The organism is Hyphomicrobium nitrativorans NL23, assembly GCF_000503895.1.
GTDB classification, from domain to species: Bacteria; Pseudomonadota; Alphaproteobacteria; order Rhizobiales; family Hyphomicrobiaceae; genus Hyphomicrobium_C; species Hyphomicrobium_C nitrativorans.
On the sequence record NC_022997.1, the window covers coordinates 3,485,193 to 3,510,716 of the forward strand.

Here is a 25,524-nt window from a genome sequence, read left to right on the forward strand (position 1 = left end):
AGACCCTCGATGATCGACCCGACACGGCTTCTCGATCTGGTGTTGAATGGAACCGGCGGGTCGGATCCCGCGCAAAGCTCCGGCTCGGTGCCGGTGGCGGGCCGGGGCGTGACGTCCGCGGCGGAGGGGGCGCAAGGCGGGGATCTCCTCTCGCAAGCCAAGGACTTCCTCCGCAACCAAGGCGGAGGCCTCGCGGGAGGCGCGGCAGCGGGTGCGCTCGCCACGTTGCTGCTCGGCTCCAAATCCAGCCGCGAGTTGGCGGGCGATGCGCTCAAGCTCGGCGCGGCCGCAGCGCTCGGCGGGCTCGCCTACAAGGCCTATTCGAATTATCGCGACGGCAAGCCTCTGATCGGCACGCGGGCTGCGGAGTTTCTGCAAGCGGCCCGCACGGGCGCGACTTTGCCCGGCGCGCCTGCCGAAGACGCTCATGCGCTGCTGCTCTTGCGGGCGATGATCGCGGCAGCCTTGTCGGACGGGCTCATCGACGCACAAGAGCGCCAGCAGATTCTTGGGCGGCTTTCGGCTCTTGGCGTATCCGGCGAGGAGCAGCAGTTCCTGGAGCGTGAGATCGCGCAGCCCTGGTCGCCGCAGCAGTTTGCCGCCGCCACCGCTACGCCCGAAATGCGAAGCGAAGTCTATCTCGCCTCGTCGATCGCCATCGAAGCCGATACGCCGGCAGAGACGGCCTATCTCCGTTATCTTGCAGCAACGCTCGGTCTCGAAGATGCGCTGGTTCAGCACCTCGAAGCGGCGGTGACGTCCGCAAAGGACGGCAAGACGCTCGCCTGATGCGGGTTCGTCAGAGGTCATCCTGTGCGCGGACAGGAACCACCCCACCTCCGGCTCAAGTACGTAGACTGTGAGGTCCGGCCGCTCGCGCGCCAATCGTATCGCGAGCGGCCGTGCCATAGCCTCGTGCGCCTTATGCCGCTCTTCGCTCCACACGCTTTGCGAAGGATCCTCACTGTCGAGCGACGCGTTGTATGCCTCCGCCCAATCGTTGAGGTCGCGCGTCAGTTCCTCCGAGAGGCCCATCTCTTCGGGCGCAATGTCGCCGTATAGATCCTGATCCAACGCCCAGAGCGGGTGGGTGAAGTAGTCCGTCATGACCTTGATGGCTTTCGCTTCCGAAAGCGGGCGTGGCGGTTCACCGTTCGCACCACTGAACAGGGGCGCATCGAACGGCGACGCGGCAGCGCTGCCGGCACTTGGCATCCCGCCCATCCAAAGGACGTAGACCACGTGCGCCACGACCATCGTGGCGGGTATCACGACGACCGGCCAAGACACCTCCGCGATGCCCGCGAGGCGGCCAGTTGCGGCCGCCCATACGACGACGGCCGTGGCGAGAAGATAAATGACGAACGCATTGAACGTTTGGCGGCGGCCCGTCTCGTCCGGCGGTTCCTCGACATCGAAGTATCTCGGCGCGGCATAGAAGAGATAGACGGCTTGGCCGATCGAGGACGCGAGGAAGGCCCACACGGCCACATCGAGCAAAAACAGCAACGCGGCGCCGCCGATCATCACAAGAACGGATGCGCAAACGAGCCAGTAGCCCTTGAGAAGATCCGCACGCGGCGGCAGCTTTCCGCCAATGGCGGCAATGGCCCGGTCGATCAAAAGCGCCATCAGGCTGGCGCGCGCGGCGACATAGGCTGCGAAAACGTAGAACGCGCCGACAAAGCGCAGCAGCAGGTCGATCGCGTCCATTGTCCCCACGTCCGGCTTTCTTCGCCGGGCGATCCCACTCCCGCGCGGCTGCGATCCGCCCTAACGAAGGAGCGGACGAATTTCATCGCACGACGCGCGTGCGATGGCCAGCCTACGGAAGACTTTCTGCGATCAGCCGGCGCGAACAGGCTTGAGAGACACGAGCTGGGACAAGAGCCGATTTAGGATCTGCGATACGATCAGCCCGGCGACTGAGAATAAAAGAAGACATAGACAACGGCGGCCACGACGAGCGCGATCAAAAGCGACCGCGTGAGCACACGATAGTTCATCCGTTGGGGCGTCGCCTGACGCGAATCGGTCGGATCGATGTTCTTGCGGTCATCCATGCTTCGTCCTCCACGTCCGTTCGTTTCGGAACGCCGGGGGATCGCGATAGTTCCGGCATTTGCTCTCCGCGAGGAAAAATGGATGCGAATAAGATCGCATGATTTCAATTCGTTACCCTGAACGAGCGGGTTTTGTCTCGGCCTTGCGCGAAGGGAGAGGCGCTGCCGTCTGCTGCCGCGATTAGGAAATTTTTCACCCTCTTTGCCGAATGTCGGTCGCGGATGGCTCTTGCAGACGGACGCGATCATGGACTTCTGGAAAACACTGGTCTCGACACTCTCTCGGGATCAGGCGCCCGAAAAGCGAAAGACGGATCGCCAATCGCTGGAACCTGCGCAGTTTCGTCGTAGTCCGCGCATGAGAGAGGGCTTCCTTTGGGCCAACGGCCTCATCATGCCGCGCCCCTGCACGATCCGCGATCTTTCCCCTCTCACGGCCGAGATCGTGCTTTGGCACGACGACATCAAGCCCGCGCTCCTCAGAGGGCCGCTCAAGCTCTACTCCAGCGCCGACCGGCGTGAAGCGGACTGCACCCTCGCGGGCCGTCGCGACAACATCCTGTCGCTGAAGCTGCAAAGCGCGTTTCACGCGCCGTCGCGGGCTTACCCGTAACCCTATTGCTTCGCCTCCGCACCGTCAGGGGGGCGTGACGGCACGTTTGCGCCCCGACAGAAGCGGGCGACCCACATAGCCATCCAACTCGCCGCGCCACCACAATCGTATCGGCTCGACAAGGCTGACGCGGCGCGTGCTGCTTTCCGGATCGCGATAGCGCGGATGGTATCGCCACAGCCGCCACGCATAGAGATAGCGCAAGCGAAGAAGCCGGAAACCTTCCGTGATCGGGCGTACGAACGGCAACCGCCTCATCGCGGACACGGTCGAGCGATGGGTGCTTCCGAACGTTTTCCAATACCAGCTTCCGAAGACGGCATCCGCGACCCGGACCCAAAGTTTTCGCACGACCGGAACGAGGAACGCGATCGGAAAGACGACCAGGAAGACGTGCAAATAGATCTGGCTGGCGATCAGCCCGACCACGACGAGCAGTTTCACGACGAGCGGAAGGTTCTGCCATTTCTCGCGGACGATCTTGATGGCCGTCTGCAGTTTTCCGCGCCAGCCACGCGCTTTGCCGACGGTGCTGTCGCTGACGATGACGCTGGCCGCGTATCCGAGCCCAACGCCGGTGAAAACCGTCGTCAGGCGCGAGAGACGGCGCCAGCCCACGCCGCGCGCCAACATCTGGCCCAGGCTGCCGGCAACACGGATGATGCCGTTCGCCGCGACGACCAGACCGTTCCAGATAAACCGTCCTGCGGCGCCAAGCGCGTCCTGGCCGGTCAGTGCGTAGATCGCAACGAAAGCAACGACGACGAGCAGCGCGAACGTCGCGTACCAGCCTTTGCCTTTGCGCGCTTCCTCTTCCACAGCCCCTCCCCGCGCCGCGCGTCTTACACGTTCGCCGGCTACTCGGGAGTTTACTTGCCGCGACACGGGAAAACGAGTTGCATCGACGCGCAGGCTTAGCCCCGACCAGAGAACCCCGCGCCCAGCAGCTTATCCAAGCCCCGATGACGCCGACAAGCGGATCAATCCATGCCCATCCAAACAGGCTTGCCGCCAGCAAAAAAGGAAGATCGCGCGTGCGGCCGTTAGCGCATCGGGCGTCACGCAAGCAAACGCGGCGCGACGATTGCCGTCGGCGTGATGCGGATGCGCATGTGCAGGGGAGGCCACATGCCTCCGAGCATCGCCTGGATGGTGGGCATGATCATGGCAGAGCAACCAGGCGCTTACGAGGTTTACGACAAGGCCCAACGCTCGGATCGGCTGGATCGGCCGTTCAACACGGAAGGCTTTGCTTGCCGAGCACGCCCCATCTCTCGGGAGGGCGTGGCCGTCCGTTTAGAAGCGAACGCCAATCTTAGCCGATAGACCGTGCTCGTCCGCATCTGACGCCAGTTGCCCATGGTACGCCACGCCGAAGGTGACATCGTCCGCAAGCACGGCGTCGATCCCGGCTTCGATCACGGCCGCGTTCGCGGCGAGCGGCGTGCCCAGCACTGTGAAAGGTCCGGCATCGACCGCAGCGTGCGTGGCCGAAGGGGCGATGTCGCCAAACGCATGCCGCCAGCCGACGAGACCCCGGGCCGTCACAACCGTGGCTCCGGCCCACACCACGGCCTCGGCGCGCAGGCCTATCGTCGTGAAGGTGGTATCGTGGGTCTCGCTTGCTGTGGAGAGAGCGGCCGCTCCGCCGGTCTCCGCATAGCTGTCGCGGCGCAGATTGACATGCGCGAGATTTGCGAACGGTTCAAGGAACGACGCGCGCGTGCCAAGCCGGTAGCCCAGTTCGCCGAAGGCTTGGAAGGTGCCAGAATCGTAGCTTGCTTCGATCTGCTCGTTGAAGCCGGGGAACGCCACCGTACGGTCCGTCTCGACCTCGTGCCACGTATAGGCGAGCCCCGCGCGGAGCGCGAGCGCGCTCCACATGCGTCCGGCGTAGAGGCCGAGATGATAGTTGTCGCTTTCGCCGGACGACGCACGCGCACGCGAGTTGAAGTCCGTACGGCTAAAGCCGCCGAACAGGCCAGCCCGGGCGCTCGCGATGTCGCCGTCCAGACCGAAGAGCACACCTCCGTTGCGCGTCGAAAGGCTTGCGGCGTTTCCGTCGCCATCGTGCTCGCCCCATGATCCGAACGCCGTCGACCATGCGACGAGGCCCTGTGGCGGGCGCGATGTCTGCACGTCTCCACGCGTGCCGCGGCCCGGCCCACCAAGGCTATAGGCCGGCGTCATGGCAGCCGTATTGGTTGTCGCGGACGACGTGCCGCCTCCGAATGCAGCCCGCAGGCGGTCGTTCATCGCGTTACGAACAAAATGGCTGTTCTGCATGAGGGCGGTGAGCGCCGACGCATGGATCTCTCCGGAGAGCGCATCGAACGCCGCTCGCGCGTCGGTTTCGTCGGTCATGATGGCGATAAGATCCCAGATCGGATGGCCTGCGCCCAGTTGGTCGAAGGCGTTCGCCGCTGCGTTCTGGTTTGGCGTTTCGGCCGCGGACGCGAAATCGATGTCGTTGCGAAGGAGAGTCAGCAAAACGCCGTCGGCACGGTATTCGATGTCGTGATCGAGAAAAAGCAGGCTGTGAACTACGGATGCGAACTCGCCCGTCCGCGAGGCGGCGCTTATCAGGGTGAAGGGTCCGTTGATAGGACTCCAGCTTCCGGCCGTGGCTGGAGACAGATCGAGTTCGAGAGTTGCGCCCGCGATGTCGGCGGCGCCCGTGACATTCAGCCGGTCCGTTTCCGAGGGCGTGCCCTCGACCACGAACGTGCCGCGCAGCACGTAGTTGCCATCTATGGTCTGCGTACCGATCGAATTCCCCGGAGCGTGGAAGCCTCCAGCGGCAACCGTGACGAGGCTGCCGGCGCCGCTGCCGATGGTGCCGATGCCGCCCAGTCCCGCACCGGCCGAGACATTGAGCGATCCGCCGAGTGTGCCGCCCGTCGCATTGCCGACGTTGAACGTTCCGCCGGACACCGTGGTCAGTCCGGAGAACGCAGACCCGTCTCCGGTGTATGTCGTGGCGCCGCTCGCGTGCGCGATCGCGCCGCTCCCCGAAATGGCCACGCCGAACGCGTAGCCGGTGTCGGTGTGGTTGAAGGCCAATGTGCCGGTACCTGCCCCGAAACTGATCGCGGAAGCGGCGAGCGTACCCGAGGCAGTGGCTGCGTCGCCCAAGGCCGCGCCGATCGCGAGTGTGCCCGTCGAGCCCGCGATGGAAGCGATCGTGACGCTGGCTGCGGAAACGTGCCCTCCTTGCGAAACCGTTAGATTGCCCCGGCCCAAGCGGCCAACAGTCAGATCCGTACTGTTGTCCCAACGCGAGCCCGATCCAGTGACCTCAACCTCGCCGATGCCCGGAGAATCGTCGCCGATGATTCCGATATTCGTTACAACGACGCCGCCTTCGTCGACGTTCATGGTTCCATGTCCGAAATCGCCAATTTTCATTTCGGTCGTGTTCTGCCATCTGGACCCAACGCCGGATACGATTATTGAGCCGACGCTGTCATCCTCGTTCGCGATAAGCGCAAATTGACTGGTTAGAACGCCACCGTCGGCAATGACGAGATGACCCGCGCCATACCGACCAACTATCAGATCAGTGATGATCGTTACCGTGCTACCCGGCCCATCGACCCTTACGAAGCCCCGCGTATCATCGTCATCTGCGATGTCCAGAGCATAGGCCCGAACGCTGCCTCCATTCTCGACGCGTATCTCGCCGCCGTTGAAGGCGACTGTGATTCGGTCGCTGCTGATCCAAGCGGCGCCTTGGCCGGCGACTGTTACGATGCCTTGATAGGGTGCATCCGAACCTACAGCGACAGCTTCTGTCCGCAGCGTACCATCGGGCCCCACCGTCAGTACCCCCTCGCCCTCCCAACCTACTGTGAGGAAATCAACGTTCCACGCCGCGCCGAGCCCTTGAATCGTCACGCTGCCCGATGCGCCTGCCGCGCGCCCCAGGATTCCGTATTCACTGTGCACTTGGGCGTTTCCGATAATCGACATCGTGCCGTCAGCGACCTCGCCTACGATGAGATCGATACCGTCGGGCACGTTCCATACCGGCGACTGAGCGCCAGCCGGCGTGACGTCGCCTGTCACGATGACCTGCGCCGATGCGCGATCAGGGGTCGCGTAGGCCGCGAGGCACGTCACTACAGCCGTGCCTAGGCGCAGGCTCCGAAGAAATCGTTGGCCATCTAAAACGGATGCCGAGCTGCCAGCAGGCCGTTGTTTGATTTTCGTGGCCATGTCTTCCCCTTCGCACTCTCGAAGCCGCCGCTTGCCGAAAAACGGCGCACACGTCCCGGCTAACAAAAATTGCGAGAAGGGGTTTGCTCGCTTTTGATATTGGCGCGAAAAATTCGTACGTCCGGCGGTATTTGATCGGCGACTGTTGCTATTCTATCGGCAACAGGATCGTGAACCTGCGCTGCTGGGGGTTCTGGCGATGGCGCGGCACATAATGCAATTCGACCGCGGGATCGTCGGTGGCGTGATATCCGCTTCGCGGGAGCCACGTGCGGCAGAGAAGATCGTAGCTCCCTGGAATGGAGTCCGGCGGCCCGACGTGATCGAGACAGGCATAAAGACCAGCCCTGGTTGTCGTAATGTTCAGCCCGAGATTTTCTGAAGAAGCGCGATCTCGCCAATCCTGCGGAACCGTAATCGCGCAATCGTACCTCGTCTGATGCTCGGGAGTGACGTCAGGATCGTCGTGCAGCAATCCGAGGTAGACGGCGGACGCGGGATAGAGCTGCGCTGGCGGCAATTGCTCAAGGAATCTCTCCCAGTACTGCGGGATCGAAGAGATGTCCCCGATAAACCGCCTGGAAAGAACCAAGAAGCTTTCGACCTCCCGAACCGATATTTCGAACGCGCCGATCGTGTCGCAATGGCATCGCTGCTGCCGCCTAAAGGCCTTTCGATATTCCAACGGGGTCACGCCGAACCGATCTCGAAACGCGCGCGTAAAGGCCGCTTGGCTTGCATAGCCCCGTAAATGGCCGATCGATCGGGACGGCTGATCGGACCATTGAAGCTGAAGCGCTGCCGAATCGAGGCGAATCCGGCGCAGATAACCGGCGGGCGTTTCTCCGCTCTCGGACACAAACAGGCGATGGAAGTGGTGGAGCGATAAACCGAGCATCTTTGCGATGTCCTCGATCCGCAGGTCTTCGCTCATCCTCTCTTCGAGCATGAGCATGGCTTTCGCGATACGCGGGTCCATGGCCGCCTGAGATTTGCATTGCTCGGTCATCGCAAGTAAGAGCCTCAGTGACGTTGTGGCGTAGCGCCGTTACCGAGCGCCAGGGCGCGAGATGAAAGTATGCCGGAGCCGCCCCGTGAGCGACCAGTCAGATCCTTCATCCTGGGATGATCCCGCCCGTCCCCAATCGGCACGACGCGCGCGGTCGGTGCGCATGTTCCTCGTCTATCTGTCATGGATTGCAGTGTTTATAGTGATCTCTGCGCTGCCTTACATTCTTTTCGACGGCGATTTCGGCCGGATCGCAGAAGAGACGATCACCGATGACCGATCACGATTGGCTATAGCAGCCATCGGCATCGTTCTGCTCGTCGCCGATCTCTTTCTCGTGATCCCGTCCGGGCTGATCATCGCGCTGCTCAGCAATCTGCTCGGAACGGCCACCGGCGTGATCATCGGGGCCGCGGGGCTGAGCCTTGCGTGTGTGCTGGGATATTGGATCGGCAAGACTGTGGGCCGCGATTTCTCCAACGATGAAGGCGAGCAACGGGATTTCGGCTACGTCTCGGATCTCCTCGCTCGCCATGGCCTCATCGTCGTCGCCGCTTGCCGCCCGATCCCGGTCCTGGGCGAGCTGTCGGTCATCGCATCCGGTGCGATAGGGCTTTCGTTTGCAAAAGTTTTTGGGGTGTCGACCCTCGCCAACATCGGTGTGTCGTCGCTTTATGCGTCGATCGGTGTTTCGGGGCCAGGCGGGGCGGAAGGCGTTGCGCTGGTGGTTGCCGCGTCGCTGGCGTTGCCAGCGCTTACGATGGTCCTCGCGCGGCTTATCGCTGGTGAAAGAAAATGATTTCGGAGTGTACCACGCGCTTCACAGCGCTGCCCTGAGGTCGATACTTGCCGAGACGCACGTCCGACCCGCCAACCTAGAGTCGCTCTGACTTAGATGGAATCGCGTGCTGCGCCCCCTCACCTTGTCCCTCTCCCCAGCCATGCGAAGCATGGCTCCGCCATGACGCGCCGGGTGAGGGGGAGGCATCGTTTCCATCATAAACGTAAAGCCTCTCGCCGAACCTGATGGTGGCCGCAGGCAAACGGACTCACCGCGGAAGCGGCCACCTCCTCTTCGTGTCGGCATTGCGCCATGGCTTCCAACGTGACGCAAATCACCTGTTTGCCGACACCACCATCGCTCTCCCGCGCGGGGAAATACCGCTGCCTTATCGATGTATCTATCGCGGCGTGGGAAGCTCGACAGTCTGGTCCACAACGTCGATCGCCACCTTACCTCGAAGTCCACGGGAGCCCCCGCCTTCGAGCAGTTCATGCGCTTCGCCCATGCGAGCCAAGGGAAGCACCGCGCCGATCACCGGCTTGATCAGGCCGCGTTCGACAAGGTTTGTCAGCGCATCGAGTTTGCCCCGGTTCTGGCGGGTGAATACGAAATGGTAGGCGGCGTTCTTTCCCCAAGCCTCGATCAGGTTCTGCGGTTGCGCGATGTCGACGATGCTGACCACCCGTCCGGCATCCGCGAGAGCCAGCGGGCTTCTCGCCAGGGTATCGCCGCCGATGGTATCGAAGACGACGTTTACCCCTTGCCCCCGAGTCAGGTCCGCCACGGCTGAGACATAGTCATCGGAGGTGTGGTCGATGACCTCGTCCGCTCCGAGCGAACGTACGAAGTCATGGTTGCTGCCGCGCGCCGTCGTGATGACCCGCGCACCCATCGCCTTGGCAAGCTGAATCGCTATCGTACCCACACCGCCCGCGCCACCATGGATCAGAACGGTCTCGTGAACGGCAAGCTGGGCGCGGCTCACCAAAGCTTCCCAGACCGTGCCGCCAACCAGCGTCAGACTGGCGGCCTCCAGGTGGTTGATGTTGCGCGGCTTGCGAGCGACGAGCTCGACGTCGGCCACGTGCTGCTCCGCGTATGAGCCGGGGCCGCCGAAGATTTTGGGCGTGTAGTAAACCTCGTCGCCTATGTCGACCTCGGTGACATTCGCCCCCCTCTCTTCCACGACGCCGGAAATGTCGTGACCGGTGATGGCGGGGAGCGGCACGTAGTCGGCGTAGTCGCCACGACGGATCTGATAGTCCAGAGGATTGATGGCGGTGGCGTGGACGCGCACCCGGACCTGCCGAGGTCCGACAGCCGGTACGGCAACATCGCGCAACTCGAAAGCGTCGAAGCCACCGAATTTGCTGAGGACGATCGCTTTCATTGAGTTGGTCATGATCTCACCTTTTCTCAATCCATGTATTGGTAAGATCTAGATAGCGCGTATATGTTGTTTCGGTAATACGCACAAAAATTACACTAAGTGCACAAAAGGATACTGCCATGGTCAAGCGGCGCCATACCAGTTTGGATAGCAATCCCGGCTGTGCGGTAGAGGCCGCGATCAGCCTGATCGATGGAAAGTGGAAAAGCGTTGCGCTTTGGTATCTTCACGAAAGAGGCGAGGTTCGCTTCAACGAGTTGATGCGCTTGATGTCTGGGGTCACGCAGCGGACGCTGACCAATCAATTGCGGGAATTGGAAGCCGACGGACTGATCAATCGCGTCGTCTACGCTCAGGTGCCACCCAAGGTCGAATACAGCTTGTCCGATCGGGGCCGGACATTCATCCCGATCCTTCTCTCCCTCTCAGCTTGGGGGGAAGCCAATATGGACCTGTTCCAGAAATCTGAGACAGCAGCTCAGTGATCCATCGACAAGCTGTAAGTCACGTGCGCGATGCCAATGCGCGCGCCCGCCCGAGGGCGCATGCCATGGTGGCCGAATATGGCTGCCGCCCTGCTTGTCCGGCCTCAATCCCATCGATCCGGCGTTCTCGAAGCTAAAGACGCTGCTGCGCACGGCCGCCGAGCGGCCGGAGAGGTACTTAACCGCACTGCTGCACTTCGACCGTAATATGCGACAAGCCTCGAATCTTCTCCAATCGGGATCGGTACTCGGAAACAGGCTGCGGAGTGTGGGACACGATTGAAACGATTGCGCCGAGGTGACCGGGACCGAGTTGCCAAAGGTGCAGATCAACGACACGGTCGTCTCCCCGCTCGATCTCGGTGCGTACAGCGCGCGCAATCTCGTCGCTCGGCATCGCGTCAAGCAGAACCGAAGCCGTGGCGCGGATGAGAGCAAACGACCATACCGCGATGAGAGCGGCCCCGATGACGCCGACAAGCGGATCGATCCATGCCCATCCAAACAGGCTTGCCGCCAGCAAAGCGAAGATCGCGAGGGCGGACGTCAGCGCATCGGCGATCACGTGAGCGAATGCGGCGCGACGATTTCCGTCGGCGTGATGCGGATGGGAGTGCACATGTCCCTCGGCATCGCCAGGATGGTGGGCATGATCATGGCCGAGCAACCATGCGCTGGCGAGGTTCACGACTAAGCCGACGACCGCCACCAGCATAGCTTCAGCATAGTGGATCTCTACCGGATCGAGAAAGCGACCGAACGCCTGATACGCGATGCCTATTGCGGCCAGCGCAAGCAGAACCGCGCTCGTATACCCTGCCAGCTCGCCGAATTTGCCAGTGCCGAACGAATAGCGCGGATTGCCCGCTTGGTGCCGTGCGAACGCGTAGGCTAAGCCGCTGATCGAAAGGGCGGCGGCATGTGTTCCCATATGCCATCCGTCGGCCGTCAAGGCGACGCTGCCAAACATGCTGCCGGCAACGATCTCCGCCACCATCGTGACGGTCGTGAGCGCAACCACCAACCATACGCGGCGCTCGTTGCCGTGGTGTTCTGAGCCGAGAAAGACGTGCGAATGACGCCAGAGGTCGAGCGAATGGGTGTGCAAAACAAGGACCTCCCGTGACTCAAATCTTCGACTGGACGATGTCCTGAGAGACAAGGATCTCAGACTGTACGGCATTCAAAAAATAGCGGGAGAGCCAATCGCGCGGCATATGCCGCAGGATGAAATTTCGCACGTGAAACGATAGCGGTGTCGCAGGGATGAAGAGAGAGCCCATCTTGCGGCTTCTCTCCTGCAGCTTGAGAATGGAAGGGCGAAGCCGCTGATCGTGACGGGCGAGCGCGTCGGCGAGCGGGCGCTCGGCGAGTTCCTGCGCCAAGATCGAAGCCGACGCGATCGACATGCCGGCTCCCTGTCCCGAGATCAGCGTCAAGCAGTGGGCGGCATCTCCGAGCAACACCACCCGCCCCTTCGACCAGGACGGCATGTCGACCATCGTCAGATTGTCGATTAGCGGCACCGGGCCGCGCTCGGCAACTTCCAAAATCCGCCGGGCGCTCGGATGTGTGTTGCGCGAGACGTGGTGCAGCATTTCCCAGCGCGCCTCGGGAGGAACCAAGCCGGTCTCCTCGGTTCGCCAGACATGCAGCGCGGCGAGACGCCCGTCGTGGAGCGTATAGTATTCGGCGACGTGCCCCGGCTCCGTGTAGGAGAGGAAGTCGCTGCCGAGGCCAATCACGTCCTCAAGATCATAGGTGGCGAAGCGATAGCCGAGCTCTTTGAAGAAAGCCTCGTCGGGTCCGAAGCAGGTTCTCCTCATCCAGGATCTGAGCCCATCCGCGCCGATCACAAGATCACCGGCCATCTCCGTGCCGTCCGCGAGGCGCAGAGCGATTTCCTCGCCTCCGTCGTCGATGCTCTCGACGACCGCGCCGAACCGGATATCGAGATCGGCCGGCAACGCGTCCCGAAGCGCTTGGACAAGATCTGTGCGGCGAAGCGCGACATAGGAAAGATCCTTGAGGACCTCGCGATAGCGCAGACGCAGGAGCTCACGTCCTTTGCGGTCGCGATAGATGTTCTCGTTGACGGTGCAGGCGGCGGCATCGAGTTGAGGTCCGATCCCCATGCGCTGCGCGATCTCGAACCCTGGCCCGGAAAGGCCCAGCATGTGGCCGGCGCTGCGCAGGTCCGGCGCGCGCTCGATGAGCACCGGGTGCCAACCGATTTTTTTCAACCACCAGGCGGCAGAAAGGCCCGCAACGCCAGCTCCGACGATCAAGGCTTTCTTTTGCACGTCATGCTCCGTGATTGACATTCGCAATGCGTCGCGTCAGTTGGACGGCGGCGAGTGCGACAGCGGCTGCGATCGCGCCTGCGAGGCCGAACACCGCCGAATAGCCGAGCGATGCCGCCAGCACGCCGCCGGCAAGCCCGGAGATGGTTGCCGTCGTTGCGTCGGCGCATTGAAACAGCGTGAAATCGACACCGGCCTGGCGGGGCGAAGACGCTCCCATCAGCAGCGCATAGAGCGCCACGAAGCCGATCGCCATGGCAGTGGTCAGGGCGAGGAGAGCGGCGACCAGAACCGGAAGAGACGGCGCGACGACGAAGCTCACGAGAAACAAAGCGCCGAGGGCCAGCACGTCCAGGCCGAGTGCGGCGATGGCAGCGAGGCGGGCGCCGAGCCAGTGGACGAGTGCGCCGCCGACAACCGTTCCCGCCAGCCCCGCCGTCAGAGAGGCCGTCCCGTTGAGGATGCCTACGACGCCGAGATCGACACCCCGGTCGATCAGGAACGGTCCGGTAAGGCTCGCGGCCACGCGAGGACCAATCCCGCCAATCAGGACGAGCAGGATCCCGATCCGGACCTCGGGCCGCACGAGCGCGAACCGGAGCGAAGGGATGTGCGGTGCGTGGGCTCGGGCCGTCCTCCGATCGCGTGCAAGAAGAACGAACGGGAGGCTCAGGATCACCAGGCTCGCGGCGAGCCACAGAGTTGCCTTCGGAAATCCGACGTGCGCCACGCCCCACAGATAGGCACCTCCCCCCAGCATGAAGCCCAGGTAGGAGCCGCCAACCTGGGCGGTGTTTCCCCAACCGCGCCGGTTCTCGGCAAGCTGGTCGACGGCAAATCCGTCGCAGGCGATATCGATCGTCGCCGCCGCTGCCGCGGCAACCAGAAGAACCGCCAAGAGCATCGGAAAATCGCTCAGCGGAACAATCGCGAGGGATAGCAGCGCCACCGTGACGACGATCTGCCCCACAGCGACAATCGCACGCGACCCATTGGGCGATCCGATCCGGAAGCGCTCGATCCACGGCGCCCAAAGGAACTTCAGCGCCCACGGCAGCAAGCCGAGCGAGAGCAGGCCGATCTGCTCAAGAGGCAGCCCGGCATGGCGCAGGATCGCGGGAAGCGATTGAAACGTCAGGCCCGATACCAGGCTCTGCGCCACATAGATCCCGCCGATGGCGAGGAAGATGCGAGGGAAGCTCAGGACCTTCGCTTCATCGTCGCGTCCGACATCGGTAATAGCCATACTCAATACTTCGCCGTGAGCGATACGCCGACAAGACGGCCTTCGCTCGGGATGCTGAGATGCATTCCGCCAGTCTCGAAGCTGTACTCGCGGTAGATCTCATCGGAGATGTTGTCGACGAAGAGCTTCGCCGTGACCCCGTTATCCCACGCGAGTTCGAGCCCGGCGTCATAGATGGCGAACGCTTCCTGGGACAGCGCGTTGGCCTCGTCGAAATAGCTGCGGCTCGCATAGCGGACGTTGCCCATCAGCGCGAGCCGGCCACCGAACACGCTTTGATCGAAGGCGTAGCGGGCATTCATCGTTGCCGTGACGTCCGGTGCGTACGGTACGCGGTTGCCGGTGTAATCGTTGCCGGATCCGGCATCGACGAAGTCGGTGAATTTCGAGCGGCCGAAGTTTGCGGTCGTCAAGACCGTGAAATTCCGTGTCGGACGCCAAGTTGCCTCGATCTCGACGCCGGTGCTTTCCGCCTCGCCCGCGTTCTTGATCGTCTGCAAGCCGACCGGGCCAACGTAGATCTGCTTGTCCTCCGAGACGATGTGATACACCGCTGCCGCCACATCTAGCGTGCGGAAAAGGCGGGTGCTGAACCCGACCTCATAGTTCCAGGCCGTCTCAGGGTCGTAGGGATCGAACTCGACCGGATTGAAGGGGTTGCTGACCGCGTGCTGGAAGCCGCCGGGCTTGTAGCCCTCCGCGACCAGCGCATAAACACGGGTCAGGTCGTCGACCTGATAAGCGAGCGAGACCTTGGGCTGCACCGCAGAGAACGTCTCGCTGTCGCGATGCGCGATAAACGCAGCGGGAAGGCTGTAGTCGATCGTCGATTTATCTTGCGACACACGCACGCCGGCCGTGAGATCCAGCGCGTGTGTCATGTGCCAGGTCAACTCGCCAAATCCTGCGAGGCTGTCCGTGCCGATCTCGTTGCGATCAGTCGACGGCCCTTCGCGCGTGAAATCGCTGTTGCGAAGATAGAAGCCCGCCACGCCCGTGAGCGGCCCCGACCCCGTGTAGGCAAGGCGTATCTCCTGCGAGAACGCCTCCTCGCTTTCAGGGAACGGGAAGCCGAACGTGTCGCGCTCAAGGTCGACGTTCTGGTAGGCGGAAATACTTGTGAACGTGAAGCCGTCGCCGAGCCGGTAGTTCCACGATGCGGAGGCCGTATCGATCTCTCGTCTCATAAATCCCTGCGGGATCGGAATATCGAAATCGCGCTGTTTGAGAAGCGCATCGCGGATATAGGTCTCCTCCTTCGATTCCAGATCCTCACGGGCGATGGTTAGCGTCGCGTCAAACCGCCCATGCGATGGGGCGTAGCGCAAGCTCGCCCGGCCGCTCCACAGATCGGCCGTGTCGATATCTTTCCTGCCTGTCAGGATATCGTCGATCTCGCCTGTATCGACGCCGCGCTTCAGGCCCCAGTCGAGGAACAGCGCATCCCTCGCGAGCACCGCCGTCCCGGTCGTGACGACGGACCGTTCGAGATTCGCGACCGTCCCCGTAACGGTCGCGGTGTTCTGGCGCGCCTTGCGCGTGACGATATTGATGACGCCGCCGAACGCATTGGCGCCATAGAGCACGCCCTGCGGACCACGCAAAAATTCTACGCGCTCGACATCCACGAGATCCTGCGTGAAAGCGGCCGCAGCCTGGGGAACGCCGTCGATCAGGATCTGCACCGACGGATTGTAGGAATCGGTGGACGAAATTCCGCGAACCGTGAAGTTCGTATAGGCGCGGTTCCCGCGCGAGCGGATCGTAAGGCCGGGAAACACCTTTTCGAGATCCGCAACCTTCTCGACGCCCGCATCCTTCAGCTCGGCAGCGCTGCGCACCGAGACGTTGGCCTCGGCCGTACCGGCCGTTTGTCCGCTCCCATCCCCCGCACTCGCGTCGCCGAGTCCGGCGTCCGCTCCGGCGCTTGTCGAAGCCCCCGATGCCGTGGAACCAGCAGCAGCTCGCACGGGCCCGGCTCGCTGCACGCGCTTGTTTGCCGTTGTCACTTCGAGCGGCGGCAACTCGACAACGCCGGGGGCCTCGACCGCTGCGTCCTGGGCATGCGCGGAGCACGCTCCCCAAACGACACCCGCTACGAGAACAAGCTTGCATCTTAAGAACATTTCTAAATTCCGGTCCGAGTTGCCATTTGACGCCGATTGTTTACTGTTCAAGTCAACATCACGTCTAACGGTGTCGGACTCAAAATTGACGGAATCCGTTCAGCGACCATGGAGCGTCCGAATGGACACACTCGATTCTTTCGTCAGTCTCGATATGGCGTGCCAAGCTCCGATCGAGATGCCGCCGACTTCCACGACGCAAGTCCTGCAGACACTTATTCGCCCCGAGCTGCGCTCTACGGACATGAGCGTGTCCACGATCGTGGGGACGCTGGGCGACGACATCACATTCGACGCCTCCGGTCCGGCAGCATTCTCGATCACGCTCGTGGTAGAAGGTTCGGGCTATACTCTTTTAGATGGCTGCGAACGGCTCGATGTCACGAGCGGCAAGGCGATCTTCTTCTGGAGTGACGGCCTCATCAGCGGTCGAGATCATATCCGGGGCGGCAATCCGATCGAGACTGTCGAAATCCGTTTCCATCCCGACTATCTCAGCCGCACCGTGGGTTCGATGACCGACGCAATCCGCAACGCGTTCGCCGTCGACCGCAGCGACCCGGGCCGCAATGCGTTTCTGCTTGCCATTCCGCTGTCCGCCGAGTTGCTCGATGTCGCGCGGTCGATCCTCGGCTGTGCCATCCAAGAGAAGAAACTGCGCGAGATCTTCATGCGTGGCAAAGCACTCGAAGTGCTCGCCGTCACACTGGAATTGCTCAGCCGAACGTCGCCTGCCGCAACACGACTGTCTTCGAGGGAACGAGAGAAACTCGAAGAGGCACGCCGCCTTATCGAGCTGTCGTTCGCAGAACCCTGGACCATCGGCAGGCTCGCCGGCGCGGTGGGCCTGAGCGAAACCAAACTCAAACTGGGTTTCCGAGAGGTGATCGGCAGGCCCGTACGGGCATATCTGCGCGACGTGCGCATGGACAATGCCGAGCGGATGCTCGGTGACGGCCGATCCGTTACCGAGGCCGCTCTGGAATGCGGCTATGGCAACCTCAGCCATTTCAGCAAAGCCTTCCTGCGCCGCAAGGGCGTCGCGCCGCACAGCCTCACGCTGCAACGCCGACGCGGCTAGCTCACGCGCCGATCGTTCGCCCCAGAAAGCGAACGAATACGATCCAATCAGGAGTGAACCTGCTCGACGCGTCTTTCGGGGAGCAGCTCAGCTGGATTGCAGATCGACCTCAGACGGCGCAGGGCTCCGAATATCCACGCCATGGCCATTATCCCGATCACGGGCGTAACGATGAACAAGGCGAGGAAACCGAATTTACCGGCGATCTGCCCGGCCACGGCCGCGGCCATCATGCCGACGATCGTCTCCGCGCATTGAAGGACGGTGAAATCGGTGCCGGCTTGCCTGACCGACGACCACTGCATGAGGATAGTGAAGAACGCTACGTAGGCGCCGAACGACCCGATGCCGACAGCGCAAGAGATCGCAAGCGCCGTCCCGAACGTGGTATGCATGGAGCGGGCGGGAATCACCCAAAGCAGCAGCGCCACAACGCCAAGCGTCCCGAGGAGGACCGCAACGCGAGGAGCGCCGAAGCGCGCCGCAAGCAAGCTGCCGATGGCAGCGCCGCACACCGGGATAACGGTCAGTGACAGTCCGTTGAGTAACCCGATGTCCACGAGCGACATCCCAGCATCGACGAGGAACGGGCCGATCATGGCACCCGTCATCGCGTGGGCGAAATGGAACAGCGCGGCGATGGAGAGCATCAGCATCGCGCCGGGACGGCGCAACAGATTGCGGATCGAGGGCTGTTCGACGCGCGTGTCGGCGCTGTCCCTCGCGGGCCGCGGCGTTTCGCTCACCAGCAACGTGACGGCGAGGCTCGCCAAGACGAACAAACCGAGCAGCGTGAAGCTGCCGCTCCAGCCAGCGCTTTCGAACAGGATAACCGTCAGGCTGCCGCCGATCATCATGCCAACGGAGAAGGCGCCAATCTGTAACCCGTTGGCCCAGACCAGTGCGCGCCCCCGCAATGTCTCGACCGCCAGACCGTCGGTGGCGATGTCCTGCGTTGCGCCAATCAGATTGATGACCGTTAGCCCGACGACAATCGGCCAGATCCCGTCACGGGCCTGATCGAAGGTGGCCGCGACCAGGAAATAGACCGCCGCTGTGAGCGCCTGAGCCGGGATGATCCAGCTCCTGCGGCGCCCGAGACGGCGCCCGCCCGTGCGGTCGACAAACGGAGCCCAGACGAACTTGACCGCCCACGGTAACGCCACGAAGGCCAACAGGCCGATCGCCTCGGGCGAGTAGCCGAGCGTGCGGAAAATTGCCGGAAGTGCAATGAAGGCGAGCCCCATCGGGAGCCCTTGGGCCGCATAGAGCGTGCCAAGCAGCAGGAGGATTGGGCCGTCTCGTTCGCGCTTTGCTTCTTCGTCCACGGCAGGTTCGTCCGTCACGTTGGTCATCGTACGCTCCATCCGGCAGCACGCGCCTGCGCATTCCAGAGCCGCGCATAGAGCCCTCCGTCCTCAAGCAAGCGCTCGTGCCGGCCGCTTTCGACGATCCGGCCCCGATCGAGGACGACGATGCAGTCCGCACCGGCAATCGTGCGCAGGCGGTGCGCCACGACGATCAGCGTGCGTCCGCGCGCAAGCACCGCGAAAGCCCGCTGAAGCGCGAGCTCCGTTATGGGATCGATGGCCGACGTCGCCTCGTCGAGCACGATGATCGGGGCGTTCTTCAGGAGGGCGCGTGCGATAGCGACGCGCTGGCGCTCGCCGCCCGACAGCGTGCGCCCGCCGTCGCCGACGATGGTGTCGAGGCCGTCCGCCAGCGCCGCGACGAGTTCGTCAAGGCGGGCGGCCGCCACGACCTCTCGGAGGCGGGCGTCGCTCGCCGAGGGATCGCCAAGCAGAATGTTTGCGCGGAGCGTGTCGCGGAACAGGTGCACATCCTGGCCGACAAACGCAATCGCGGCCTGCAACGCCGACGGATCCAGGTCGCGGATGTCGCAGCCGTCGAGCGTGATACGCCCGGATGTCACGTCGAAGAAGCGGAGGATCAACGCGGCAATCGTAGATTTTCCGGCGCCACTGGCGCCAACGATGGCCGTCGTCGTTCCCGGCGGAACGATGAAACTGATATCCGCAAGCGTTTGCACAGCGGTCTCGTCGGCACCGTAGCCGAACGACACACTCTCGAAGGCGAGCTCCAGGTGCTGCGTGCGGCCGAGGGCGTTCGCACCGCCCAATACCGGCTCTGCGAGGAAACGATCAAGCTCGCGTGCCGCGCGCTCCGCCGTACCGATCAGGGCGCCTTGCGCAAGGGCCGCGGAGAATGCGCCGATGCTCGCGAGCACGAGCAGAATGGTGGGAACAGCCGATTTCGGAACGGCTCCTTCTCCGTAGGCGAGAAGTGCCGCCAAAGCGATCAAGGCCAGCGGCACGCCCATGTCCAACACGCTGCGGCCAGCCGCGCTCACCGCAGAGAGCGGCGGCGTGCCCCCGATCATGGTGTCACGCATGTCCGCGGCGGCCGCACGGTAGGTCTCAAGCGCGGCCCCCGTGCGGCCGAAGGAACGAAAGACAGCGATACCTTCGGCATATTCGCCGATGCGCTGGTTTCCCTCAGCCACGTCGGCCACCCGTCGCCGTACCATGCGCCTGAGCAGGTGCCCCGCCCATGCGAGGGCCGGAATTGACAGCGCCGCCGCTCCGGCTGCGGCGAGGCCCACGGGCAGATTGAACGCGATAGCCGCGATGAGAAGCGCGACGCCGGAAACTATGCCGGCCAGCATCAGGCTGGCGGCAATTGTCGAGGCCTCGTAGATCCAGCGCGCGTCGTCGGTCAGCAGATTGGCGAGACGTGCCGGCGTCCAGCGGCTTAGAATGCCGAGCGGAACACGTCGCATGTGCTCCGCGACGCGCTCGCGGACGCTCAACGTCACAGCACCGCCGCCACGGAACAGGTTGAGCCACGCAACGCGAACCAGAACGATCCGGAACAGGGTGGCCAAAACGATGGCGGCGCCATAGGGCCATATGTCCGCCGGCGTCGCATCGGCGCGCGTAAGCACCACCAGGGCAAGGCCGGCGATAATCATCGGCGCTGCCGTCATCGCGCCTTCCAGGAAAACGGCCGCCGTTCCGGCGAGGTAGCGCCCGCGATACCCGACGAGATGAGAGCCGATGAACGCAAACAACCTCATTGCGCAGCCTCCCTCGGCCCATGGGCCAGATGCCGCGTCTTCTCCTGCGCGCGCCACATGCGTGCGTAAAGGCCACCTAAGCCGAGCAGCGCCTCGTGGGAACCACGCTCGGCGATACGTCCACGGTCGAGCACGACGATCTCGTCTACGTGGGTGATCGTGTACAGGCGATGGGCGATGACAATCAGGGTCTTGCCGCGTGCCGCCTCCGCGACGGCCTCCTGAACCAGCGCCTCGTTCTCCGCGTCGGCGAAGGATGTCGCCTCGTCAAGGATCAGGATCGGCGCGTTCTTGAGGATGGCCCGCGCGATCGATATCCGCTGACGCTCGCCGCCCGAGAGGCCGTACCCGCGTTCGCCGACGTGTGTCCGAAAACCTTGCGGCAGGCGGTCGATAAAGACGTCGGCGCGCGCAGCCTTCGCGGCCGCTCTGACCTCTTCGTCGGTCGCATCGATGCGCCCGAGCCTGATGTTTTCCGCGATGGTGCCGCCGAACAGGAAAACATCCTGGAAGACGATGCCGATGTGCGCATGCAGGCGGTCCGATGCGCAATCCTGGACACGCGTTCCGCCGATTGAGACCGTGCCCGAAGCGGCATCATGAAACCGCGCGACGAGCTTGGCGATCGTGGACTTGCCGGAGCCGCTCGGCCCGACCAGTGCCACGCTCTTTCCAGGCGCGACGCTGAACGACACGTCGTCGATGACACACCGTGTTCCGTAGGAGAAGCTCACCCTGTCGAAGGTGACCGAGCTATCCGAAATGGCCTTTCCCGGAGACGGCTCGGCCAACAGCTCGGCGCGGCGCAAGGCCTCGATCCGCTCAAGGATCTGCGCCTGCCGGCCGACGCGATGGGCGATGCCCTGGATGGCGGCAAAGAGGTCGTTCATGCCCGCCGCCACGAACAGGAACGCCGCGAGCGTCGAAAACGGGATCAAGCCACCCGCCACCATCAGGAGGCCGGCGGGACCGACGAAAAGCAGGTGACTAGACAGAATAACCTGCGCCGTTGTGCCGGGCACGACGGCGGCGCGGATCCACTCGTCGGATAATCGCACCTCGTCGCGGAATACGGACTTGGCTCGCCTCACGGCTTGTCCGTCCTGGTTGAAGGCGCGCACCGTCGTGAGCCCGTCGGCCATTTCGGTCGCGGCCTCGTTGAGCCGGGCCATCAGCGCGAAGTGGCGACGCGTCGCAGTTTCACTCTGCGCCATCAGGCGCCCCATGAGCGCAATGCCAAGGACGGTCGGCAGCAGTGCCAGTATCCCCAGCCTCCAGTCGATGAGCAGCATGATGGCGAAAGCGACCACCGGCGTCACCACGGCCGCGCTGGTCTCGGGCACGAGATGGGCTATCCCGTCCTCAAGCGAGTCGATGTCGGTCAGCAGCGTGCTGCGGATCTGTCCTTTTGACCGGCCATCGAAGAAGCCGAGCGGCACGCGCGCGAGCCGCTCGGCAATCGCGATCCTGAGATCGTAGAGACACGAGAACGCGACGATGTGCGACGACGCAGTCGAGACACCGAACAGCGCGTGGCGCAAGACGACGGCAGCAGCCGCGGCGAGGCCCGCGGCTAGAATGTTGCGCCAATCCGGCACTGGCCCAAGAAGCTCGACCACTGCGTACGCGACCGCCAGATGTGGAGCGAGCGCGAGGGCAGCGGACGCAACCCCTGTTGCGATGGAGAGCGCCAGCAGGCCCGGATAGGTCCGCATCAGACGCAGCAGCGCCGCGAACACAGCGCCGACCGAGCCCTCCGAAGCGGCCACGCCGGCGACCCTTTCCGTATTCCGTTCCAAACTTGTCACCGTGCAGCGCTGGCGTTCAGAACTTGACGCCGACCGTCACACCGATCAGGCGGGACGGTCCTGCCGCTGCGACCTCAGTCGAAAGGCCGGCCATTCCACCAAAGTCTCGATAGCCAAACGTGCGGTAGTCTTGGTCGAACAGGTTCTTGGCGAACAGCGCAGCGGAGAACCGTTCGTTCTCGATGCCGAGGCGCGCGTTGACGAGGCCGTAGCCCTCCTGCTTTAGGATGTTTTCCGGATCGAAGTAGTGCGTGCCGGTGTAGACGTAGTCGATGTGCGCCACGCCGTAGAGCCCGAATGCGCCGACCGGCCAGCGGTACTGCCCCGACAGCCCCGCCATCATTTCCGGCGTATTGATCAGCTTATGTCCGTCGAAGCTCGCGCCCGAAGCGGAGAGGTAGTCGTCGTATTCGCCGTGCGTCACGCCGACGAAGCCCGAGAATTCGAGTCCAGAAACGGGCCGCCAGCTCGCCTCGATCTCGAAGCCCCTGCTCTGGGCCGCGCCGGCGTTGGTCGTTTCGATGATGCCCGGAGCAATCATCTGCTTGATCTGCATGTCGGTCCAATCGATGTAGAACGCGGCGGCATTGAAGGTAAGCGACCGCTGCATCCACTCACTTTTGAATCCGACCTCGTAGCTCCACAGGTACTCCGTGTCGTACGCCGCGTCCGTCGATCCGATACGGTCGAAGCCGCCTGAGCGCGCGCCCCGCGTCGCGGACGCGTAGACCAGCCGGTCAGGGTCGAAGCGATAGGCGACGGCGAACTTAGGCGTGACGAGCGTGAAGGACTCGTCGCCCGCAAAGCCGTAGCTCGATTCCCAGTCGTGTTGCTCCTCCGAGACGCGCACGCCCGCCGTCAGTTCGAGCCCGCGCGTCACGTTGAGCGTGCCTTCTCCGTACGCCGCGATCTCGCGGCGCTCGTAGTCGGACTCGAGCAGGCTCGCGCCTCCGAACGCCGGAACATCGAACTGGTAATCGAAATCGTGCCGCTCGGTGAGATAGAGCGCGCCTGCGAGCCAGCGGAATGCCGACCCCTCGCCACCGGCAAGGCGCAACTCCTGGCTGAATTGCCGGCCGGCCTCGTCGGTGATGGCGCGACCGCCGCCCATGGCGGCAAGATTCCAGTTGTAGCCGAGATCCTGGTTGGACTTCACGTCGTAGTCCCGCGCAGCGGTAATCGACGTGAGCACGATGCCACCGAAGTCATAGCTGACATTCGCGCTTACCGACCGCGTGTCGCGCACGTCCTCGTTTGGCGGGATGAGGTCGGCAACGCGGCGCTTGTAGTCGTCGAACGGCATGTAGGCATAGCCGCCCGCGTCGACGTGCTCGATGGAACCTCTGATGGTGGCCGTAAAAGCCCGGGTCGGGGAGAAGCGCAGGCTGCCCGAGCCGACGTAGCTCTCAAGATCGTCGATGCTGCCGTTGAAGTTCGCGTAGTCGGTGAAACCGTCGCGCGTCACGTATTCGAAGAAGGCGCGCCCCGTTACGGTATCGCCAATGAGCGGCCCGCTGAGGACGGCCGATCCGCCGCGCTGGCCGTTGTTGCCGATCGTTCCGGTGATTTCACCTTCCGGCTCCAACGTCGGCGCGCGCGAGGTGATGTTTATCACGCCGCCGAGCGCGTTATGTCCGAAGAGCGTGCCTTGCGGTCCCCGCAGCAGTTCGACGCTCTGTGCGTCGCCCAGGCTGCGGTTGAACTCCGCGTTGCTGATCTGGACGCCATCGACGTAGATGCCGATCGGGCTGTTGAAGTAGTTGTCGGCGATCGTGTTGCCGACGCCGCGGACGGTGTTGATCGTGAAGCGCGGTGCGCCAATGCTTGAGAATCGGATGTTCGGAGCGAGACGCGTCGCTTCCTCAAGGGAGGAGACGCCGCTGTCGTCGATCTTGCGGCGCGAGACGACGGTTGCCGCGGCGGGTGCGGACTGGGCCTTGTTCACCGCGGCCAGCCCCGTGTTGTCGTCCACGATCGCCGCCGGTTGTGCGCCGACGTCGAGATCCAGAGCGCCGCTCGCTGCCGCTTGCTCCGGTGCCTGCACCTGAATCGACGGCAGGTCGACGCCGTTGTCGGCGCTCTGCTGCGCCGTTGCCGTCAGCGACAGCGCTCCGCTCCCGCCGATGAAAAGCGCCGATACGAGCGCGACGCGCGCTGGCTTACGTTCGAACATTGACGTCCCCCAAAACCGGATAATCTCAGGAGGAACCTACGTTTTCGAATAGCGACGAGACCATCGCGGAGGTGTTAGAGATCGGCCAAAGTTTGTTCGACTGGCGCCGATTTGGACGCATGCGCGCGGCGAAAAGGCGCGTGAGGGAGCCTACCGGCAGCGCGAGATCTCGCCGGGCGTCATCCCGAAGCGACGGCGAAAGAGCGTCGAGAAATGCGCTCGGCTGTAGCCAGCACTATAGGCAGCCTGCGAAACGGTCATATGTCCCTCACGTAGCGCGACGAAGGCGTGGTCCAGGCGGCGCTCCTGCACGAACTCGAAGATCGACTGCGTGAACAGGCGTCGGAAGCCAGCGGTCATGGCACTCGTGCTCATGCCGATGCGCCGTGCCAGTTCCTCAAGCGACGGCGGCGACTGAAGCTCGCTGATCAAGATATTGCGGGCTTCCATGAGGCGACGCCCCGTAGCGCCGCGTGGGCAACTCACGCATTGCTGCGCGCCGCTGTCGTTGCCCTGGAACTGATCAACCATGGCCACCAGCAGTTCAAGCGACTTTGCCTCCAAATAGAGCCCGCGCAACGAACCTTCATGCCGGCATTCCACGATTTGACGCGCAATCGCATGAACGTCCGTGCCGACCGGCGACTTGTAGAAGTTCGGGATGGCGCCCTTTCGCTGGCGGGACATCGTGGCGGCATCGCAGAACGCATCCAGCTCGCTGCACGTGCCGCGCATAACCTCCGGAACATTGACGAAGATCGTATGCAGATCCTGCGCTTCCGGCACGATGTGGCGCATGGGAACCGAGGACGTATCAAGCCACGCAAAGCTGTCTAGGCTCGCCAGATAGTCACAGGTGGTGCCATCGGTATCGACGACAACAGCTCCCTGAAGGACGACGCCGAACCACATGCCGCCGCCTTCCTCGTGCGTCCATTCGCACGGGGCGTCGAACTGTGTGCGGCCGCTGAGCATAACGAGGCCGCTATCGCACTGGGCGAGTTCAAAATGACAAGACGCTTCAGCGGGCAGCTGGACTAACTCTCCGCGGCCCAAATGCTGCACTTCCGCCATGCAAAAACCGATCAATACCTCATAGAAACTGCAGGCTAGTTATAACCTTGACTA

20 protein-coding genes are annotated in these 25,524 nt (G+C 63.2%); 6 read left to right on the plus strand and 14 right to left on the minus strand.

All coding sequences use genetic code 11. The annotated features are described in order from the left end of the window. Window positions 1–9: 9 nt before the first annotated feature. Together W911_RS17955 and W911_RS17960 are read left to right on the plus strand one after the other, a co-directional pair. Entirely contained in the window at window positions 10–789 is a 780-nt protein-coding gene (locus W911_RS17955; protein ID WP_158412879.1) for a tellurite resistance TerB family protein, read from the plus strand. 453 nt (window positions 790–1,242) lie between these two features. Beyond that, window positions 1,243–1,899: a hypothetical protein gene (locus W911_RS17960; protein WP_144083633.1), complete on the plus strand. Its 657-nt coding sequence runs from the start codon at window positions 1,243–1,245 to the stop codon at window positions 1,897–1,899. Between the two features lie 14 nt (window positions 1,900–1,913). Here the strand turns inward: W911_RS17960 and W911_RS18405 are convergent, their stop codons facing one another. Further along, entirely contained in the window at window positions 1,914–2,063 is a 150-nt protein-coding gene (locus W911_RS18405; RefSeq protein WP_023788637.1) for a hypothetical protein, read from the minus strand. Between the two features lie 247 nt (window positions 2,064–2,310). On the opposite strand from W911_RS18405, the gene W911_RS16270 reads away from it, so the two are divergent. Then, window positions 2,311–2,676, plus strand: a complete 366-nt coding sequence (locus W911_RS16270; RefSeq protein WP_144083634.1) for a hypothetical protein — start codon at window positions 2,311–2,313, stop codon at window positions 2,674–2,676. Between the two features lie 24 nt (window positions 2,677–2,700). Here the strand turns inward: W911_RS16270 and W911_RS16275 are convergent, their stop codons facing one another. From W911_RS16275 to W911_RS17580, 3 genes are all read right to left on the minus strand, one after another. Further along, a complete protein-coding gene (locus tag W911_RS16275; protein ID WP_023788639.1) occupies window positions 2,701–3,495 on the minus strand; it encodes a hypothetical protein in 795 nt (264 codons plus the stop codon). Window positions 3,496–3,972: 477 nt separating this feature from the next. Then, window positions 3,973–6,744 carry an autotransporter outer membrane beta-barrel domain-containing protein gene (locus W911_RS17575; RefSeq protein WP_158412880.1) on the minus strand — a complete coding sequence of 924 codons (2,772 nt, stop codon included), beginning with the start codon at window positions 6,742–6,744 and terminating at the stop codon, window positions 3,973–3,975. Between the two features lie 298 nt (window positions 6,745–7,042). Continuing rightward, complete coding sequence (locus W911_RS17580) at window positions 7,043–7,903, minus strand: AraC family transcriptional regulator (RefSeq protein WP_051388573.1); 861 nt, start codon at window positions 7,901–7,903, stop codon at window positions 7,043–7,045. A gap of 85 nt (window positions 7,904–7,988) precedes the next feature. Here W911_RS17580 and W911_RS16290 point away from each other — a divergent pair, with 85 nt between their 5' ends. Continuing rightward, window positions 7,989–8,702 carry a VTT domain-containing protein gene (locus tag W911_RS16290; protein ID WP_158412881.1) on the plus strand — a complete coding sequence of 238 codons (714 nt, stop codon included), beginning with the start codon at window positions 7,989–7,991 and terminating at the stop codon, window positions 8,700–8,702. A gap of 382 nt (window positions 8,703–9,084) precedes the next feature. Here W911_RS16290 and W911_RS16295 read toward each other — a convergent pair whose 3' ends face one another. Further along, on the minus strand, window positions 9,085–10,089 hold the full coding sequence (locus W911_RS16295) for a zinc-dependent alcohol dehydrogenase family protein (protein WP_023788644.1): 1,005 nt from the start codon (window positions 10,087–10,089) through the stop codon (window positions 9,085–9,087). A 107-nt stretch (window positions 10,090–10,196) separates the two neighbouring features. Between W911_RS16295 and W911_RS16300 the strand changes: the two genes are divergently transcribed. Then, the gene (locus tag W911_RS16300; RefSeq protein ID WP_023788645.1) at window positions 10,197–10,562 is read left to right on the plus strand and encodes a winged helix-turn-helix transcriptional regulator; all 366 of its coding nucleotides are present in this window, start codon (window positions 10,197–10,199) and stop codon (window positions 10,560–10,562) included. A 178-nt stretch (window positions 10,563–10,740) separates the two neighbouring features. On the opposite strand, the gene dmeF is transcribed toward W911_RS16300, so the two are convergent. The 4 genes from dmeF to W911_RS16320 are packed head-to-tail and all read right to left on the minus strand — an operon-like array spanning window position 10,741 to window position 16,237. After that, on the minus strand, window positions 10,741–11,724 hold the full coding sequence (gene dmeF / locus W911_RS16305) for a CDF family Co(II)/Ni(II) efflux transporter DmeF (protein WP_341872098.1): 984 nt from the start codon (window positions 11,722–11,724) through the stop codon (window positions 10,741–10,743). After that, window positions 11,690–12,865, minus strand: coding sequence for an FAD-dependent monooxygenase (locus W911_RS16310; RefSeq protein ID WP_244438549.1), 1,176 nt, complete (start codon window positions 12,863–12,865; stop codon window positions 11,690–11,692). The genes dmeF and W911_RS16310 overlap by 35 nt, the downstream gene beginning before the upstream one ends. 1 nt (window position 12,866) lies before the next feature. Further along, complete coding sequence (locus W911_RS16315; protein ID WP_023788648.1) at window positions 12,867–14,111, minus strand: MFS transporter; 1,245 nt, start codon at window positions 14,109–14,111, stop codon at window positions 12,867–12,869. Between the two features lie 2 nt (window positions 14,112–14,113). Then, a complete protein-coding gene (locus tag W911_RS16320) occupies window positions 14,114–16,237 on the minus strand; it encodes a TonB-dependent receptor (protein ID WP_023788649.1) in 2,124 nt (707 codons plus the stop codon). On the opposite strand from W911_RS16320, the gene W911_RS16325 reads away from it, so the two are divergent. Beyond that, the gene (locus W911_RS16325; RefSeq protein ID WP_144083635.1) at window positions 16,221–17,318 is read left to right on the plus strand and encodes a helix-turn-helix transcriptional regulator; all 1,098 of its coding nucleotides are present in this window, start codon (window positions 16,221–16,223) and stop codon (window positions 17,316–17,318) included. The two genes, W911_RS16320 and W911_RS16325, sit on opposite strands and share 17 nt — an antisense overlap. A 47-nt stretch (window positions 17,319–17,365) precedes the next feature. Here the strand turns inward: W911_RS16325 and W911_RS16330 are convergent, their stop codons facing one another. From W911_RS16330 to W911_RS17590, 5 genes are all read right to left on the minus strand, one after another. Further along, on the minus strand, window positions 17,366–18,673 hold the full coding sequence (locus W911_RS16330; RefSeq protein ID WP_023788651.1) for an MFS transporter: 1,308 nt from the start codon (window positions 18,671–18,673) through the stop codon (window positions 17,366–17,368). Beyond that, a complete protein-coding gene (locus W911_RS17585; protein WP_023788652.1) occupies window positions 18,670–20,415 on the minus strand; it encodes an ABC transporter ATP-binding protein in 1,746 nt (581 codons plus the stop codon). Before W911_RS17585 ends, W911_RS16330 begins: the two co-directional genes overlap by 4 nt. Continuing rightward, on the minus strand, window positions 20,412–22,184 hold the full coding sequence (locus W911_RS16340) for an ABC transporter ATP-binding protein (RefSeq protein ID WP_023788653.1): 1,773 nt from the start codon (window positions 22,182–22,184) through the stop codon (window positions 20,412–20,414). The genes W911_RS17585 and W911_RS16340 overlap by 4 nt, the downstream gene beginning before the upstream one ends. 55 nt (window positions 22,185–22,239) lie before the next feature. Then, the gene (locus W911_RS16345; protein ID WP_023788654.1) at window positions 22,240–24,396 is read right to left on the minus strand and encodes a TonB-dependent receptor; all 2,157 of its coding nucleotides are present in this window, start codon (window positions 24,394–24,396) and stop codon (window positions 22,240–22,242) included. Window positions 24,397–24,546: 150 nt separating this feature from the next. Then, window positions 24,547–25,470: a helix-turn-helix domain-containing protein gene (locus W911_RS17590; protein ID WP_081717781.1), complete on the minus strand. Its 924-nt coding sequence runs from the start codon at window positions 25,468–25,470 to the stop codon at window positions 24,547–24,549. Window positions 25,471–25,524 lie beyond the last annotated feature (54 nt).

Excerpts from the sequence above, each read along its gene's own strand:
- W911_RS16320 (WP_023788649.1), bottom strand. The coding sequence starts at position 16,237 with ATGTTCTTAAGATGCAAGCTTGTTCTCGTAGCGGGTGTCGTTTGGGGA.
- W911_RS16295 (WP_023788644.1), bottom strand. The coding sequence starts at position 10,089 with ATGACCAACTCAATGAAAGCGATCGTCCTCAGCAAATTCGGTGGCTTC.
- W911_RS16330 (WP_023788651.1), bottom strand. The coding sequence starts at position 18,673 with ATGACCAACGTGACGGACGAACCTGCCGTGGACGAAGAAGCAAAGCGC.
- W911_RS16315 (WP_023788648.1), bottom strand. The coding sequence starts at position 14,111 with ATGGCTATTACCGATGTCGGACGCGACGATGAAGCGAAGGTCCTGAGC.
- W911_RS17955 (WP_158412879.1), top strand. The coding sequence starts at position 10 with ATGATCGACCCGACACGGCTTCTCGATCTGGTGTTGAATGGAACCGGC.
- W911_RS16345 (WP_023788654.1), bottom strand. The coding sequence starts at position 24,396 with ATGTTCGAACGTAAGCCAGCGCGCGTCGCGCTCGTATCGGCGCTTTTC.
- W911_RS18405 (WP_023788637.1), bottom strand. The coding sequence starts at position 2,063 with ATGGATGACCGCAAGAACATCGATCCGACCGATTCGCGTCAGGCGACG.
- W911_RS17590 (WP_081717781.1), bottom strand. The coding sequence starts at position 25,470 with ATGGCGGAAGTGCAGCATTTGGGCCGCGGAGAGTTAGTCCAGCTGCCC.
- W911_RS16300 (WP_023788645.1), top strand. The coding sequence starts at position 10,197 with ATGGTCAAGCGGCGCCATACCAGTTTGGATAGCAATCCCGGCTGTGCG.
- W911_RS16270 (WP_144083634.1), top strand. The coding sequence starts at position 2,311 with ATGGACTTCTGGAAAACACTGGTCTCGACACTCTCTCGGGATCAGGCG.
- W911_RS17580 (WP_051388573.1), bottom strand. The coding sequence starts at position 7,903 with ATGACCGAGCAATGCAAATCTCAGGCGGCCATGGACCCGCGTATCGCG.
- W911_RS17585 (WP_023788652.1), bottom strand. The coding sequence starts at position 20,415 with ATGAGGTTGTTTGCGTTCATCGGCTCTCATCTCGTCGGGTATCGCGGG.